At 30.1% G+C, this 16,096-nt stretch carries 13 protein-coding genes and 4 pseudogenes; 11 read left to right on the top strand and 6 right to left on the bottom strand.

Annotation, left to right across the window (positions count from 1 at the left end):
* Positions 1-265: 265 nt before the first annotated feature.
* The 3 genes from JAO71_RS15340 (at position 266) to JAO71_RS15330 (ending at position 2,932) form a co-directional block, all read left to right on the top strand.
* Positions 266-748, top strand: coding sequence for a hypothetical protein (locus tag JAO71_RS15340; protein WP_203001668.1), 483 nt, complete (start codon positions 266-268; stop codon positions 746-748).
* Between the two features lie 159 nt (positions 749-907).
* Positions 908-2,260 (top strand): TrkH family potassium uptake protein, encoded by a 1,353-nt coding sequence (locus tag JAO71_RS15335; protein ID WP_116822551.1) that lies wholly within the window; start codon positions 908-910, stop codon positions 2,258-2,260.
* A gap of 243 nt (positions 2,261-2,503) precedes the next feature.
* Positions 2,504-2,932, top strand: a complete 429-nt coding sequence (locus JAO71_RS15330; RefSeq protein ID WP_203001666.1) for a hypothetical protein — start codon at positions 2,504-2,506, stop codon at positions 2,930-2,932.
* 44 nt (positions 2,933-2,976) lie between these two features.
* Here JAO71_RS15330 and JAO71_RS15325 read toward each other — a convergent pair.
* Positions 2,977-3,278: pseudogene (locus JAO71_RS15325) on the bottom strand (transposase); the annotation flags it as partial.
* A gap of 277 nt (positions 3,279-3,555) precedes the next feature.
* On the opposite strand from JAO71_RS15325, the gene JAO71_RS15320 reads away from it, so the two are divergent.
* Both JAO71_RS15320 and JAO71_RS15315 read left to right on the top strand, forming a co-directional pair.
* The gene (locus JAO71_RS15320; RefSeq protein WP_203001665.1) at positions 3,556-4,398 is read left to right on the top strand and encodes a toxin-antitoxin system YwqK family antitoxin; all 843 of its coding nucleotides are present in this window, start codon (positions 3,556-3,558) and stop codon (positions 4,396-4,398) included.
* A 133-nt stretch (positions 4,399-4,531) separates the two neighbouring features.
* Positions 4,532-5,368, top strand: a complete 837-nt coding sequence (locus JAO71_RS15315) for an SGNH/GDSL hydrolase family protein (RefSeq protein WP_203001664.1) — start codon at positions 4,532-4,534, stop codon at positions 5,366-5,368.
* 48 nt (positions 5,369-5,416) lie between these two features.
* On the opposite strand, the pseudogene JAO71_RS15310 reads toward JAO71_RS15315, so the two are convergent.
* Positions 5,417-5,718 (bottom strand): annotated as a pseudogene (locus tag JAO71_RS15310) (transposase); the annotation flags it as partial.
* Positions 5,719-6,016: 298 nt separating this feature from the next.
* Between JAO71_RS15310 and JAO71_RS15305 the strand changes: the two are divergent.
* Positions 6,017-6,997, top strand: coding sequence for a hypothetical protein (locus JAO71_RS15305; RefSeq protein WP_203001663.1), 981 nt, complete (start codon positions 6,017-6,019; stop codon positions 6,995-6,997).
* A 216-nt stretch (positions 6,998-7,213) separates the two neighbouring features.
* Entirely contained in the window at positions 7,214-9,256 is a 2,043-nt protein-coding gene (locus JAO71_RS15300; protein WP_203001662.1) for a hypothetical protein, read from the top strand.
* A gap of 49 nt (positions 9,257-9,305) precedes the next feature.
* On the opposite strand, the pseudogene JAO71_RS15295 reads toward JAO71_RS15300, so the two are convergent.
* Positions 9,306-9,608 (bottom strand): annotated as a pseudogene (locus JAO71_RS15295) (transposase); the annotation flags it as partial.
* 283 nt (positions 9,609-9,891) lie between these two features.
* Between JAO71_RS15295 and JAO71_RS15290 the strand changes: the two are divergent.
* From JAO71_RS15290 to JAO71_RS15280, 3 genes are all read left to right on the top strand, one after another.
* Positions 9,892-10,479 (top strand): hypothetical protein, encoded by a 588-nt coding sequence (locus JAO71_RS15290; RefSeq protein WP_203001661.1) that lies wholly within the window; start codon positions 9,892-9,894, stop codon positions 10,477-10,479.
* 168 nt (positions 10,480-10,647) lie between these two features.
* Positions 10,648-12,051, top strand: coding sequence for a hypothetical protein (locus JAO71_RS15285; protein ID WP_203001660.1), 1,404 nt, complete (start codon positions 10,648-10,650; stop codon positions 12,049-12,051).
* Positions 12,052-12,147: 96 nt separating this feature from the next.
* Complete coding sequence (locus JAO71_RS15280) at positions 12,148-12,765, top strand: hypothetical protein (protein WP_203001659.1); 618 nt, start codon at positions 12,148-12,150, stop codon at positions 12,763-12,765.
* 46 nt (positions 12,766-12,811) lie between these two features.
* On the opposite strand, the pseudogene JAO71_RS15900 reads toward JAO71_RS15280, so the two are convergent.
* Both JAO71_RS15900 and JAO71_RS15275 read right to left on the bottom strand, forming a co-directional pair.
* Positions 12,812-13,015 (bottom strand): annotated as a pseudogene (locus JAO71_RS15900) (IS110 family transposase); the annotation flags it as partial.
* Positions 13,016-13,058: 43 nt separating this feature from the next.
* Complete coding sequence (locus tag JAO71_RS15275) at positions 13,059-13,808, bottom strand: hypothetical protein (protein ID WP_203001657.1); 750 nt, start codon at positions 13,806-13,808, stop codon at positions 13,059-13,061.
* Between the two features lie 595 nt (positions 13,809-14,403).
* On the opposite strand from JAO71_RS15275, the gene JAO71_RS15270 reads away from it, so the two are divergent.
* Positions 14,404-15,513 (top strand): polysaccharide lyase family 7 protein, encoded by a 1,110-nt coding sequence (locus tag JAO71_RS15270; protein ID WP_203001655.1) that lies wholly within the window; start codon positions 14,404-14,406, stop codon positions 15,511-15,513.
* Between the two features lie 67 nt (positions 15,514-15,580).
* On the opposite strand, the gene JAO71_RS15265 is transcribed toward JAO71_RS15270, so the two are convergent.
* Entirely contained in the window at positions 15,581-16,048 is a 468-nt protein-coding gene (locus tag JAO71_RS15265; protein ID WP_028290457.1) for an ankyrin repeat domain-containing protein, read from the bottom strand.
* Positions 16,049-16,096 lie beyond the last annotated feature (48 nt).

Here is a 16,096-nt window from a genome sequence, read left to right as displayed (position 1 = left end):
AGAGAGGGGATTTTCAATGTTGACGAGATCTGTAGTCTCTGCGTATATATTAACCTTATTCCTCTCTTTTGTGCTTTCTTATTTATATGTCTTAAATTTAATGTTTTTATTAAAATGCTAACTTAAGCCGTATAAAATTTATTGCTGGCTTTTTGCTTACTTTCGAAAGTCCTCGCGGACTTTCTTTGTCAGTAATTATTTACTAACTTTACTGCAAAACCAACGCAACAAACCTTATACAACAACGTTGTACCCAATTTGAGAAATGAACGAACTAACATTTGAAATAAATTCTAACGAAGAAATTTGGGAACTTTTTGACAAGGACTTTAATATAATATTCATTCATAAGTTTCTACCAAATGAGGTAATTAAATGGTGGAAAACGGATTTAAAAACTCAAAATGGAACTGAATTCAAAAATCTATCTGTTCGTCAAATGGAAATGGATGTCCAAACTGACTTAAACGGACTGAAAAAAATACTGGAACTGAATACAAATCAATTGCGGATTTATCAATTTGAAAAACCTGTTTCGGACACTTTAGAAATTGAAAGATTGCCTGAAAAGAATCGTGATCTGATTTTGAAACAAAACGGATTAAAACATTTCTTTTTTGTGGACTTTGAGTTCGTTACAATTGGAAGTTTTGAATCTGAATTTATAAACGGAATAGAACATAACCCAAAATTTGAGAATCGAATTGCGGAAAGAAAACGAATATTAACCAAACAAAAAACTGGGTAAAACAATGTATAACCGCAATTACGGCGGATTCGACTACGTCCGAATCCACTCGGAATTGCTAACGTCAGTGCTTAACCGAAAATCATTAACTTTAATCCCGTAACTGACGGTTATACGAGACCGTTGTGTGTCATTTACAAAAAAAACTGAATACAAAAAATGGAAAATAAAACATACAAGAAAATATCTAATTGGTACCGAAAATTCCAAATTAGTAAATCACCTCAAATGAATTTAGTTTGGGGATTCTTTTTGTATACGCTCATTGGATTTATTTTACTGTCTATTCCTTTATTTCACAAAACCGACATATACTTTTTAGATAATTTGTTTATTTCGACATCTGCTATTTCAACTACTGGACTTGTAACTATAAGCGTTTTCGATTCCTATAATTTTTTCGGTCAGTTTGTTATTATGGCATTAATACAAATTGGCGGAATTGGATACATGACGCTAACGACATACTATTTAATATTTACCACAAAAAAAATAACCCATTGGCATAGTAAATTAATAGGTGCGGAATTTACTTTACCCAATACAATTCAGATAAAAGATTTCATCAAAAGCGTTATTGTTTTTACCCTAATAATGGAAACTATTGGTGCTATACTTTTCTACTTTGCCTTTACAAATTCTGGAATGGGAAGTTTAAAAGTAATTTGGTTTTCAATTTTCCATAGTATTTCATCATTTTGTACAGCCGGATTTGGATTGTTTAATGATGGTTTTGAAAGCTATCAAGACAATACTTTTATTAATACAATTATTTCTGTATTAGCAATTTCTGGTTCTTTGGGTTTTATTGTAATTACAGATTTGTGGTATCGAATTAGAGGTAAATCAAAAGAAATTTCGTTTACAACTAAAATCATTGTTTATGGCTTTTTGTTTTTGCTTTTTTTAGGTACTTTACTCATTTACACAACAGAGTCATCATCTATTCTTGGCTCAAATAGTTCACTAATGACCTCTTTCTTTCAAGCAATGTCAGCTATGACAACTGTTGGATTTAACACGATACCTATCGGTGAATTATCTTTGCCAATATTGTTGCTTGTAACCTTTCTTATGTATATCGGTGCTTCGCCTTCGGGAACAGCAGGAGGAATGAAAATAACGACATTAACGGCAATGCTATCGATATTGAAAAGCCGATTGTTTGGTCAGAAAAAAATCACATTTTTAAACCGACTTATTCCATTTGAGAGAATATATGTTGCGACATCTACTTTTATGCTTTATACGAGTTTAATTTTCTTGTTTTCATTTTTACTTTCTTACTTTGAAAACTTTTCTTTTGAAAGCATATTATTTGAAGTAGCATCCGCTTTAGGAACTGTTGGATTAAGCACCGGAATTACTGGAGATTTATCTAACATTGGGAAAACATTGATAATTATTTTAATGTTTATTGGTCGAGTTGGAGTTCTAACTTTTGGATTTGCTTTGTTGCAACAAAAAGATAACGATTCTAAAAAAATCAGAGCTGATGATTTGGCTGTATGAAAAAATTAATATAAAGAAAAATACAAAAAAACGCCACACAACAATGGCTATAAGTAATTGCTTGTTCTCGCCTTCTTTGGAAATTCCGCAGGAATTTCCAACTTGGTGTGTACTTGCAAAGTTAAATGCTAACCCACGCAACTACTCATAGCCGAGACCGTTGTGCTTAATTAGACAAAACTGTATTTAGACGAAGAACATATAATCAATCTAAAACGGATTTACGAATCTGAAAATGAATCGTTGCATAAAACTGACTTTGTTGACGAAGAAGGGAAATCACATCCAAATTATGAACGAGTTATATCAGAACTTGTAGCAATGGATTATATCGAAACGGAAAATGATGAAAATGTATTTTTCTTGACAACTTCTGGTTATAATTGCGTTGAGGAATTGAATGGAAAAAAGGAAAGAATAATACCTGAGAGAAGAGCAATCCAGTCTGAAAACCTGACTGAAATGATTCATAAGTTTGGAACTAAAAAAATTAAAAAGTACATCTTTATATGGTTAATATCATTTGGAATTTTTGTAGCAGTTTACAAGTACTTTTTTCCAAGTTCTTTTCAAAATAAAAAACCCGAAAGTGAAGTAATATTGACGGATGAAATGGTTGACGACATAAAGGAACAAACTCAACAAAAAATAGACTCGATTAAAAATAAATAACTAAGCACAACAAAGTACTATAGTTAAAAACAAGTAAAAACGCATTAATTTTTCAATAAAACACTTCTATAATTATTATCATAAGTTAGTCCTGATTTTGCTATTGCAAAAGCCTATTTTAATAGTGTATTACAAACAGCTATTAATGCTATTTTTTTGCTCTTCCCTTTGGCTACTAATCGATCATAAATTGCTTTGCAAGCATAGTTATATTTACAGGCATTAAAACTGCACATAAATAATAAATTTCGGAGCTTTTAATTCCCTATTTACTAATTTTAGGACGTCCTTTCACACTACTCCCACTTTGACGGATTACTGATGTTAACCCAGCGTAACTACATAATGTGTTGTCCAAAAATAGTTAGACTAAAATTAAACAATTAATTACGGTCACTTTTTAAAACACAAAATAATCACTAGCTAAAAAATACGTAGTTATACGTATTGTACTTGCAAACGCATTAATGTAATTTAGCTTTTAATTATAAAAAATACAACTATAATAAAATGACACTTATTTGATAGGTACTAACAAAAATTGTCATAACGGGAAATACAACCCCAAAAACAACTATATTAGTTGTTATATAACTAGTTAGCCACAAGCTGAAACCAACTTTATGAAATACCAATTGTCATTACTTCTTACTATTTTAGTTTCGAGTTTTATTTACTCGCAGACTGAATATGTTGAGAAATATGATAATGGACAAGCCAAAATTCAAGGATTTTTAATCGATAGTGTTTTAATTGGAAAATACACGGAATATTATAAAAATGGACAGATTAAAACAACTGGAGAATTCAAGAATTGTGAATATGAAACTAATCACACAAAAATCTATGTTGCAGGTTGTGGAGTTGGAAATAATTCAACAATCAGAAAAGGGAAAAAACACGGAGAATGGAAAGATTATTACGAAAATGGAATTCTCGAATCTAAATACAACTATTTCTGCGGTTTAAGACAAGGAAATTTTTTCAATTACCAAAAAGACGGAAAATTATATTGGATTGACTTTTATACTGCCGACAAAGAAATGGGAACTCAAGAATTCTATGAAAACGGACTTTTGGAAAAAATCTCAACTTACTCTTATGAATATTCTGAACACGATGGACACGATTTAAAAAGAACTGTCGAAACGGAATATTATGAAGACGGTTCATTAAAAATTCAAAGAGTAATCCAAGAGTTAAAAGATGACATAGAAAAAGAGAGTTTCAAAGAATATTATCCGAACGGATTTTTAAAAACGGAATCTGAAATTATTGACCTCGATAAAAACGGAATTTATCGTGAATTTTACGAAAATGGAAATACAAAATACGAGGGAATTTTTAAAGACGACAAACCAATTGACAAACAATATTTCTATAATTCCAAAGGAGAAATAACAAAAATTGAGACTTGGAAAGATGGAAAATTAATAGAAACGGAAATAAAAAAAGCCAGTGGCTAACACCGTATATAATTTATTGCTAGTTCTAGCCTACTTACGAAAATCCTCTCGGATTTTCTATTCGGTTTGTATTTGCTAAATTAGGTGCTTAAAACACGCAACAAACCATATACAACAACGTTACCTGTAATTTATGAGAAACTTTCTGCTAATCATTTTGACTATTGCATTTACGAGTTGTAAATCGCATAAAACACAAACTTCTGAGGAAATAAATGTGCTGTTTATTGGAAATAGTCTAACCTATTTTTATGATATGCCACAAACCCTTCAAATGATGCTAAACGAAACTCACCCGAATATCAAAATTGACCAAAGCACCTTGCCTGGACAATCATTATCTGGTCATTTATCTGACATAATCACTTCTCGCACAGAAAACGGAATTCGTACAAGAAAAAAAGAAGAAGGAGAAACCTCTGAAACTGAAATAAAAATAGCCGAAAAAAAATGGGATGTTATTATTCTGCAAACTGGAACTGTGAGCGTCTTGATTCCTGAAAATCGTGATTTAAAAGTAAATAAAGCGATTTCGGATATTAAAAAGTTAGTTTCTAATCCAAAATGTAAATTTATACTTTTCAATACTTGGCCTTCTAAAAATGAATATCCCGAACAATACTGCTATCCATCAAGAATGATTGATAAATCGATAGAAAAAGATAGATGCTGTTCGCCAACTCTCGAGAATTTAGAACAAGAAACTAAACTAATAAATGAATCGTACGATTTAGTTGCACAGAAAAACAGCTTGTTGAAATCTGACAACGGAAATAAATTCTACGAAGTTTTGACAAAACATCCAGAAATTGAACTTTATGAAGATGATAGCCATCCAAATAAATATGGAGCTTTTTTAAACGCTTGTATTTTTTACCAAATGCTGACTTATAAAAAAGCATCTGAATTAAAATACAACGGAGAAATCGGACCAAAAACTGCGGAATTATTAAAACAAGTTGCGGAATAAAAAACTACAGGTAACAAAGTACTGTAGTTAAAAACAAGTAAAAACGCATTAATTTTTCAATAAAGCACTTCTATAATTATTATCATAACTTAATCCTGATATTACTATTGCAAAAGCTTGTTTTAATAGTGTATTACAAACAGCTATTAATGCTATTTTTTTGCGCTTCCTTTAGCTATTAATCAATCATAAATTGCTTTGCAAGCATAGTTATATTTACAGGCATTAAAACTGCACATAAATAATAAATTTCTAAGCTTTTAATTCCCTATTTTACTAATTCGCGGACGTCCTTTTACACTACTCCCACTTTGACGGATTACTGGTGTTAACCCAGCGTAACTACATAATGTGTTGTCCAAAAATAGGTAGACTAAAATTAAACAATTAATTACGGTCACTTATTAAAACACAAAATAATCACTAGCTAAAAATACGTAGTTATACGTATTGTACTTGCAAACGCATTATTGTAATTTAGCTTTTAATTATAAAAAATACAACTATAATAAAATGACACTTATTTGATAGGTACTAACAAAAATTGTCATAACGGGAAATACAACCCCAATAACAACTATATTAGTTGTTATATAAACAGTTGCCAGCTATTTGTAAACGAAACTCAACATAGGAAAAACAGAAAAAATGAAAAATATATTTTTATTATTAATAACAATTTTAATGTTTGCCTGTGAGAACAAAAAAGACGGTGAAAACGATAAAAAAGTTAAGATTCAAATAAGTAAGCCAGCACAAGAAATAAGATATGTTACTGCAAAATCAGGATTAATTTATAGAGATAAACCTAAAGGAAAAAAACTAGGTAAATTCGAATTCAATCATCAAATAACAATTACAGAACACACAAACATTTTTCAAGAAATAAAAAACGGAAATAAAAACATAAAAGGTGAATGGGTTGGTACAAATATAGAAAATACAAAGGTTTATCTTTTTAATGGTTTTCTTTCAGAGACTAAACCTAAAATTACACCTGAATTAATAAAATATTTTATGGACAATGAAATATTATGGTTATCAAAAGAGTTTAAAACAATTTTAGAAGAAAATAAACTTATAAAAGATGCTTATGGAAATAGTGAATTTTACTCTGATATAGTATATTCAGAATTTGATAAAAAACCAGTACTTATTTGTAATCAAAATTTTATGGAGCCTAGCATTCTTGAGATAGATTTTTCTTTAAATTCAAATACTAATAATAAAATAAAAATTATAAGTATAAATCAAAATACTCTTACCTTAAAGAAGGAAGATAAAGAATATACTTTTTTTAAAAGTAACACTAAAATAATTTCTGAAGATGGTTATTGGAATGGAGGAGGTGGCACAGCATCTGAGGAATACACTTCTGAATGGTTAGAAAAAAATTTTATAGGAAACTTTATTTTTAAAAATGAGAACGAATCTAAAAAATATAATTCAGAAAACATTAGCTATTATTTTGACTCTTTCAGTGGAGATGTTATAGAGATTAATAATAGAATTTATTCCATTGATAAACTGATTCAAAAAACATACTTTTTATCAGAAATAAAACCTGATGAGTTTGATGAAATAGAGATGAAAAAGACTGGTAAAACAGCAACATTGACTAAAGAATAAAAAACAGCAGGCAACAATGTATAAAAAACATAGGGCAATTAAGGCTTTCCGAAAAGTCTGTGTTTATTTATAAAGTCGCCAAATATAAAATTTGGCATTTTCAACAAAAAAGATAAAAGCAAAATATTATATTTGGCTTAGTACCAAACCGAAACGTATCGCTTATCACCTGCCCTACGTTTCTTATACTGAACGTTAGGCAACATTTGACAAAAAATGACGAAAAAAAGAGAGTTTCATACAAACATTGCAGGAAAAGTTAGAAATACAAAATTGCCGAAAAGAAAAGCCTTATGGCCTTTATTTGAAGCAATAAGTAATTCTATACACGCAATTGAAGAAAAAGGTAATCTTGATTCTGGACAGATTATTATTGATATAATACGAAATGGTAAAAAAGAAACGTATGAGAATCTAAAAGTTGTAGACATATATCCTGTAAATAGTTTTTTAATACACGATAATGGCTCTGGTTTTAATGACAATAATTTAAACTCTTTTTTAACAGCAGAATCTGATTATAAAATTGAAAAAGGAGCTAAAGGAATTGGAAGATTTGTTGCTTTAAAAGCATTTAATCACGTTAATTACAATAGTTCTTTTCAATCAAATGGAAGTTATTTAACACGCAGTTTCACGTTTAAGCAAATCGGTAATGGTATTTTTGACTTTAAAGAAGAATCTAACTCAGAAAGTAAATCTTGGACTAAGGTTGAATTAAATCATTATAGAGAAGAATATCAGAAATTTTGTCCAAAACCTTTAGAAGATATTGCAGAAAAAATAGTAGAACATTTTCTTATTTATTTTTTACAAAATAAATGTCCATATATAACTTTAAGAGAACAAAATGGACAAAAAGTATTATTACAAGATTATTATAAAAATACTTTTAAAGGTTCTATTAAAGAGTCAGAATTAACAATAAATGATAATACATTTCATTTATATCTTTTAAGAGTATTTAATACAAGAATGAGTCATCAAATTCATTATTGTGCAAATAACAGAGAAGTAAAATTCGAATTGTTAAATAAATATATATCAGATTTAGGAAGAAGAATAAATGATGAAGATGGTAATCATTTTGTTTATCACGCCTATTTGACAAGTACAGTTTTTGATGAAGCTGTAGATAGTGAAAGAATCGATTTTAATATTTTAGAACAAAACGAGGATGAAGAGGAAGATGATTCTAGTGAAATAACAATCAAAAACATTAGAAATAATGCGGTAGAAGAAATAGAAAAACTTCTTGAACCATATTTATCAAGTGTGAGAGAAGAAAAGTTTGAAAATTATCAATCTCATATTTATAGTTCTTCACCTCAATATAAAACAATATTAAAATATCATCCTGAAACTATAAAGAAATTACCACCAAATTTAAAAGGTAATAAACTTGATATTGAACTTTTTAAAGCGCAAAATGAACTCGAATCAGAAATAAAAGAATTAGGAGAAGAAGTTCTAAATGCAAATGAGGATATACAAAATACAGAAGAGTATCAGGAAAAATATGCTGAGTATATAGAAAAGTTTAATGACATTGGAAAGGCAAATCTAGCGAAACATATAGTTCATAGAAAAGCTGTTATTGAACTATTAGATAAATTCTTAGGAATAGAAGATAATAAATTTCAAACAGAGGAAACTATACATAATATCTTCTTCCCTATTCGTTCGGAATCTGACGAAATTAGCTACGACAAACAGAATTTATGGTTAATAGACGAAAGATTATCTTACCATAATTATCTTTCCTCTGATAAATCTTTTAAAAGTATAAAAGTATCGGATAGCGAAGATTTACAAAGACCAGATTTATTAATATTTAATGATAGTTTTGCTTTCGTGAATGACGAAGCACCACATCATTCATTTACTATAATTGAGTTCAAAAGACCAGAAAGACAAGGTTACACAACTGAATCTTATAAAAAAAATCCAGTTGACCAAGTTTTACAATATATAAGAACAATAAGAGATAATAAAGGCGTTGACAGAAAAGGGAAAAAAATTGATTTTATTAATGCAAACACACCATTTTACGCTTATATAGTTTTAGATTTCAATGAAAATTTAAAACAAGTTTTAGACGATAAAGATTTTAAAAAGACACCTGATTCAATGGGTTATTTTAAATTTCACGATAAATACAATGCATATATTGAAGTAATATCATATCAAAAATTATTGAAAGATGCCAAAATGAGAAACCGAATTCTATTCGAGAAACTAGGATTACCTACGAATTAAAAAAACGTTGCCTAACAAAGTACTGTTGTTAAAAACAAGTAAAAACTCATTAATTTTTCAATAAAACACTTCTATAATTATTATCATAAGTTAGTCCTGATTTTGCTATTGCAAAAACTTGTTTTAGTAGTGTATTACACACCGCTATTAATGCTAATTTTTTGCTCTTCCCTTTGGCTACTAATCGATCATAAATTGCTTTGCAAGCATAGTTATATTTACAGGCATTAAAACTGCACATAAATAATAAATTGCGGAGCTTTTGATTCCCTATTTTACTAATTCTAGGACGTCCTTTTACACTACTCCCACTTTGACGGATCACTGGTGTTAACCCAGCGTAACTACATAATGTGTTGTCCAAAAATAGGTAGACTAAAATTAAACAATTAATTACGGTCACTTTTTAAAACACAAAATAATCACTAGCTAAAAAATACGTAGTTATACGTATTGTACTTGCAAACGCATTATTGTAATTTAGCTTTTAATTATAAAAAATACAACTATAATAAAATGACACTTATTTGATAGGTACTAACAAAAATGGTCATAACGGGAAATACAACCCCAAAAACAACTATATTAGTTGTTATATAACTAGTTGTGCGTCATTTAAGAAAAACATTGTGAGTTTGAATAAAATTCTTTTTTTACCGATTTTATTTCTGTTGATTAGTTGTAATCAAAAGCAGAAACAAATTGACCCGTGGAATAACAGAATTGCGGAATATCAAGCAGAAACGGAAAAGAATAAATCTGACATAATTTTGGATACTTTAGTTTTCAATCAAAATATGAACGGAAAAGAATTGACTGAAAAGTATGCTTTTGGTTTATCTGAATTACAGTTTTACAAACAATTTGTTTCTGAAAACAAAATTTTGGAAAAACAAATATTGACCGAATTACACTCAAAAACTGAAATTACTTATTTGGGAAAATTAAGGGATTTGAATAATCAGAATTCTTATCACGTAATCAAGAATTTTAAAACTATCGGAATTGGAAAAATGGAATCGCCTCGTGGAATAAGTAACATAGCTTTTTTAAGTGATAATTTGGAAAAGGCAATTATTTATCGAATGAGTTTACCGAATGAATTACCTGAAAAGATTGAGAATAATATTCTATATTTTAAATTGGAATCTGAAAAAGTAGGAATATCAATTTTGGGAGGTTTACCACAAATGTTATGTCTTCCGAAAATTGGATGTAATTGATAAAAAAACGAACGCACAACACCGTATAAAAATAATTGCGGTTAAGTGCTTAATCAAAGGTCTTTGCGTGTTTGTAACGTCTGATTTTCCTTCGGAAAATCCTCGCATACAAACCCGCAACTATTCTTATACATAAACGTTGTACGCAATTAGCGAGATAAAAAAATAATGGAATCATACATTTCAAAATATCAATTTAAAGCAACTGGAGATAATCTATTGAAACATATTGTCCCAAGTGAATTTCATGTTAGGATTGATATTGACAATTTAGTCTTACGCATTTACCGAGACAAAAATTTATTAGAATATGATGAGATTCTGAGTAAATACTCAGTTAATGAATCATCTGTGGCTATAAGCTTTATTAAACTCATAATACTATCAGACTATTCCTTAAAAGCTTTTAAAGCTAGAAGAAGAATAAACACACAATTTGCATGGCGATTAATTTTTGAAGGCTTAACATTTTTCAAAAAGGACAATCCAAAAGCTGGAATCGGCTCACAAGGTTTTTTATCGATTGAATTGTATAGGTATGAGTCTGAGAATAATCGTAAAATTTTGAGACTTCATATTTGGGATGAATCTTTTGAAAATAAATTTAAAGAAAATGAATATGGAAAATACAAAGTTCATTCCCATCTCTTTAATGCTCAAAGCCATGTATTAGTTGGTAGCATCTCTAACAACAGGTATGAAGTTTTGGCAACAGATGATACTTCAGAAAAAAGCCTGTATAGAATAGATTGGAAGTCTGAAAAAGATGACAAAGGATTAACTAAAAGAAGGTCTGAGTTAAATGTTGACATAGAAAATGTTACGATTAAAAAAACTTCTAGTGAAACAGTAACGATAGGACAAGAATATTCTGTTTCAATAAATGAATATCATAGTTCAAATTCTAACACACCCCTAACCGCAACTTTGTTCTTATTCAATTCGGATGAAGGGCTAAATGATTTGTCAAAAGTTGTGGGTCCAAAGAACGACTCAGATACGGGCTTTAAGTATGAACAAATTAATATTTTCCCAAGCCTTTATAACATTGACAGAGAAATTAAGAAATACTATAACAAGCAGAAACTACTTGGCTTAGATTGGATGAGAAAGATTCACACTCTTGAACATGCACATAGAATCGAATCGAGACACCTTAATACATTTTCTGAGGTTCTTTCTTGGTTAATTGTTGGTATACCAGCAATAATAGCTGGTTTAACTTTCTACTTGAAACAGATGCCTAATGACAAAGAAGATATAATCGTATGGGTTGCTATTATGGCTGGAATTAGTACTTTACTAGGTACGGTTAATAAAGTTATCAAACCCAGTAATCTAAGTGAAAAACATAGGCTAAACTCGGAGAAATTTGAACACCTCAGGCACAAACTGGAAAAGTGCATAATATTCAATAATGATGATAGGTTGGAGTTGGTTCTAGATGACATTCAGAAAGACTGGAAAGAACTAACTCTCTATAATGTCAAAGAGTACAATTTCAAACGGGCATCAAAAATGATAAAAAGCATGAAAGTTTATCCTGAGAACCTAGCTTTCTTGAAAGAATAAAAAATAAAAGCGTACAACAACATGTATAGTGCATACCCTTCGGGAAACGCACCATACACAAAACGTTGTAACCAATTTGAGAAAAACTGCATCTATATGAAATTTATTGGTCAATCAATTTTTATATTATTAATTATTTCAATTTTAGGATGTGAAAAAAGTAAACCTAATAATGGCAAATTAGAAAATGCTACAAAATTAAAAAATCTCGAATACGCTGTTTATAACCAAACTTTATCCTTTTTAGGAGAAGACATTTTGTATAATCACAAAGATTATTCATTTCTTGAGAAATTTGAGATTGAAAGATTTAATGAACGATTTGAAGTTAAGGATAAAACCAAACTTTTTGAGAGAATAAAAAGTGAAGGAATTGACACATCAAAAGTTTACTTATCCAAAATCGACTTCCTGATATTACCAGATAGTTTAGACGAAAAAAGCGGTTTACCTAAAAAAGAGTTCAAGATTGACAAAATAAACCATCCTGTTGGAATAATTCTAATCAAGGAAAATGATAAAATTAGAGAACTTGATTTTTTCATTAAATCATTACGATTATCTCGAATAGTATTTAATAAGACAAAAACTAAAGCCGAATTTGAAATTGAAATAGTAAGAGGTTTAATGAACGGAAAAGGAATGAACGTTAAATGTGAACTCAGAAATGGGGCTTGGGTAATAGTCAAAACAAAAACAACTTGGGTGTCATAAAACTGTTTACAACAAAGTACTGTAGTTAAAAACAAGTAAAAACTCATTAATTTTTCAATAAAACACTTATATAATTATTATCATAAGTTAGTCTTGATTTTGCTATTGCAAAAGCCTGTTTTAATAGTGTATTACAAACCGCTATTAATACTAATGTTTTCCGCTACCCTTTGGCTACTAATCAATAGTATATTGCTTTGCAAGCATAGTTATATTTACAGGCATTAAAACTGCACATAAATAATAAATTTCAAAGCTTTTAATTCCCTATTTTACTAATTAGGGCAAGTCCTCTAAAAACATTTAAAAACCCTAAGACCAACACTGTCTTTAGCATTTAAAGCATACAAAGCACCATCAACCATTTGGTAAAACCGCACACCAAGCACTAAAAGCCTAGTTCCAATCACAGTAGGCAAAGTATCAGGCGTTAAAGTCAAAGTAGATCCAGCATAACTGCCATCCATAACTACAGGAGCTGCCATATGCAAAGCATAATCTAAACGCTCAAAATCAAAATCCAAAACACCATAAGTCAGTGCAATATGTGTGGCACCATCTGCAAAACCAACCTGATCAATATTAAAATCAGTAAAAGTCAAAGCATAATCACTATCAGACACACCATACTCAAAAGGCAATACCTGTGCCACCTCGCACGCTGGTGTATAATTAAACTGTTCCAATAATTGCAAACCTTTCGCCTGCCCTACACCATTAACTACCGTACGCATACCACGTGCATTAGTAGTATCTAAGGTCTTTAAACGCGTAAATAAGCTCATCAAACGACTATGAAAATGCGGAAACGTGTACCCCTTATAAAACGGAGCCAAAGCTAATCTAAACGCTTTATTAACTGCAGAACAATGCCCAAACTCATTAGCATTTTCACGCACACGCTGCATACTGGCCTTACTTTTTATAGCCTTTTTAGTAAACCCACCACCTGCTTTTCTGGCAATAGGTTTCCCATGTAAATAATAAAAATTAACACCATTTATCGTCCCTACTAAGGGTATAATTCCTGTCTGTTTTGCCATATCCTTAAATTTTATATTAAACACCTATAATACAGTAATATACAAAATATTTCAATAAGGGTTATAGCGTGGTTATAGCATGCTTATAAAGTAGTTATAACATGGTTATAGCATGATTAAAGTGTATTAATAATAACCAAGCTTAATGCATAACTTAGCAATTCAAGCAGTAAACGTTCAGGTGTGTATATATAATTAGCATGGTTCTGGTTGACACATAAAATATTTTCTGATGTTATAAACAATTACTATGTCCTAAATTAATCTTATAAATACAACACTACAACCTAAATAAACCCACAAAAAAGAAATATAAAAACATCACAATAGTATCAGATGTAAAAACTAAAACTGTAGGTCAATTGTGATGTTTATAAGCTAACACACTAATCACCTTAGCAATTACTTCTAAAACCAATTAATAATATAGAAAAGACCAACAAATACTAGAGCATCGTTTTAAATCTAAAATGAATTTAAGGCAACATGAATTGGTTAACCAATTTTTCATTATATTACTTAAGTTATTATAACCACCATTAATTATTTTTTAAATAATTAATTAGACACAACAAACTAAACTAAACTGAACTAAATGAAAATGATTAAAAAACAACACAACTTAGTATTGGGTTTAATCCTATTAAGTATTGGACTACTAAACAGTTGTAAAGACCAAGTAAAAACCAATACCAATAAAGTTAATACAGTTATAAAAGATACTATTAAAGTCAAATATGCCAATTCTGTAATTCCGTTTTTTGATAACTGGAAGTTAATTTTAGGTGATGGATCTAATGCTGGAATTGCTAATAATTTTGAAAACAAAGACTTTTTCTATACTACAAATGATGGTAAAACAGATTGGGTTGTGTTTAAAACACCTAATGGTGGAGATACACACGGAACCTCTAATAACACCAGAACCGAATTAGCACAAATAAAAAAATGGTATCCAAAGACAGCAAACGATAAATTGACTGCCACACTAAAAGTAATGAATGTGTCTGCTACTGGAGATGCTCGTGTGGCTGCAACCCATTCGGTAGTTGTTGGACAAATTCATAGTGCTGATGCTTTTGAAAACGAACCGTTAAAAATTTTTTACAAAAAGTATCCTGGACACGATAAAGGTTCTGTTTTTTGGCATTACGAAATTAATACTGCTGGAGACGATAATTCAAAACGTTGGGATTATTCTTCTGCGGTTTGGGGTAACGACTTCTCGGTTGTTGGTAGCGATGCCAATACCTATCCAGAACAACCAAAAGAGGGGATTGCGTTAGGCGAAGAATTTACTTATACAATTGAAGTGAAAAATGGTATTATGAATTTAACGTTTACAAGTCCAGGACATGAAACCAAAACATTTACTAAAAACATAATACAATCTGAATATACAACTGTAGCAGATATCCCTGAACAAACTAAACAACTATTTTTTCCAAAAGGTCAAGATGGCGTAGAGCGTCCAGAAGCATACACAGGCGAAGGCTGCTTTTTTAAGCTTGGTGCTTATAACCAAACCAACGGAAAATCTCCTGATGTAAATAAAAACTGGTGCTCTGGTGCACAAACTCATAATGGAGATATTGCTAAACAATATGCAGATGGTAATTATGCTGAAGTTTGGTTTAAAACAGCTAGCATAAGCGTTAGTGATGCTGCAGTATCAAATGAAGGCTATTTTACTAAAAACGATTAGTAACTATCTAACCCATAGTATAAACCACTTTGTAGTAACAAAGTGGTTTTTTTATTGTCTAACAGTTTTACTTTAATAAGGCTACTATAGCATCAAATTTCTTTTCTATAGCATAATCTAAAGCGGTTTTACCATTGTTGTCTTTAATAGTGGTATCTGCTTTGTGTTGCAATAATAACTTTACAATGTCAATTTTATCATATTGGGTAGCAAAAGTTAAAGCTGTCGTTCCGTTATTATTCACTGCATTTAAGTCAGCTCCATTTTTAATTAAATAGTCTGCAAATGCAATATTACCTTTAAAACTAACACCAATCAGTGCAGTATTTCCTGAAGCATCTTTATCATTGATTGGGGCATGATGTTCAACCAAAACCTTTGTTGCTGCTTCATTATCAAAATAAGTAGCCAAAATTAATGGTGTAAATCCACGTTGGTCTTTGGCTTCTGCTAACCTTGGGTGTTCCGCTAAAATGGCTTTTAAACCTGCTGTATCTCTATTTTTTATACTTTCAAAAAGGGCTTCTGTATTCATTGTGTTTCTATTTTAATGTATTTAAAAATTGACTATGTCGCTACTTTT

Source organism: Olleya sediminilitoris (assembly GCF_016785945.1).
GTDB lineage: Bacteria > Bacteroidota > Bacteroidia > Flavobacteriales > Flavobacteriaceae > Olleya > Olleya sediminilitoris.
Note: the sequence above shows the minus strand (reverse complement) of the source record. Positions and strands in the feature narration are given on the sequence as shown.

What these genes read in the sequence shown, in the direction of transcription:
- JAO71_RS15340 (WP_203001668.1), top strand. Translation starts at nt 266, where the DNA reads ATGAACGAACTAACATTTGAAATAAATTCTAACGAAGAAATTTGGGAA.
- JAO71_RS15335 (WP_116822551.1), top strand. Translation starts at nt 908, where the DNA reads ATGGAAAATAAAACATACAAGAAAATATCTAATTGGTACCGAAAATTC.
- JAO71_RS15320 (WP_203001665.1), top strand. Translation starts at nt 3,556, where the DNA reads ATGAAATACCAATTGTCATTACTTCTTACTATTTTAGTTTCGAGTTTT.
- JAO71_RS15315 (WP_203001664.1), top strand. Translation starts at nt 4,532, where the DNA reads ATGAGAAACTTTCTGCTAATCATTTTGACTATTGCATTTACGAGTTGT.
- JAO71_RS15305 (WP_203001663.1), top strand. Translation starts at nt 6,017, where the DNA reads ATGAAAAATATATTTTTATTATTAATAACAATTTTAATGTTTGCCTGT.
- JAO71_RS15300 (WP_203001662.1), top strand. Translation starts at nt 7,214, where the DNA reads ATGACGAAAAAAAGAGAGTTTCATACAAACATTGCAGGAAAAGTTAGA.
- JAO71_RS15285 (WP_203001660.1), top strand. Translation starts at nt 10,648, where the DNA reads ATGGAATCATACATTTCAAAATATCAATTTAAAGCAACTGGAGATAAT.
- JAO71_RS15280 (WP_203001659.1), top strand. Translation starts at nt 12,148, where the DNA reads ATGAAATTTATTGGTCAATCAATTTTTATATTATTAATTATTTCAATT.
- JAO71_RS15275 (WP_203001657.1), bottom strand. Translation starts at nt 13,808, where the DNA reads ATGGCAAAACAGACAGGAATTATACCCTTAGTAGGGACGATAAATGGT.
- JAO71_RS15270 (WP_203001655.1), top strand. Translation starts at nt 14,404, where the DNA reads ATGAAAATGATTAAAAAACAACACAACTTAGTATTGGGTTTAATCCTA.
- JAO71_RS15265 (WP_028290457.1), bottom strand. Translation starts at nt 16,048, where the DNA reads ATGAATACAGAAGCCCTTTTTGAAAGTATAAAAAATAGAGATACAGCA.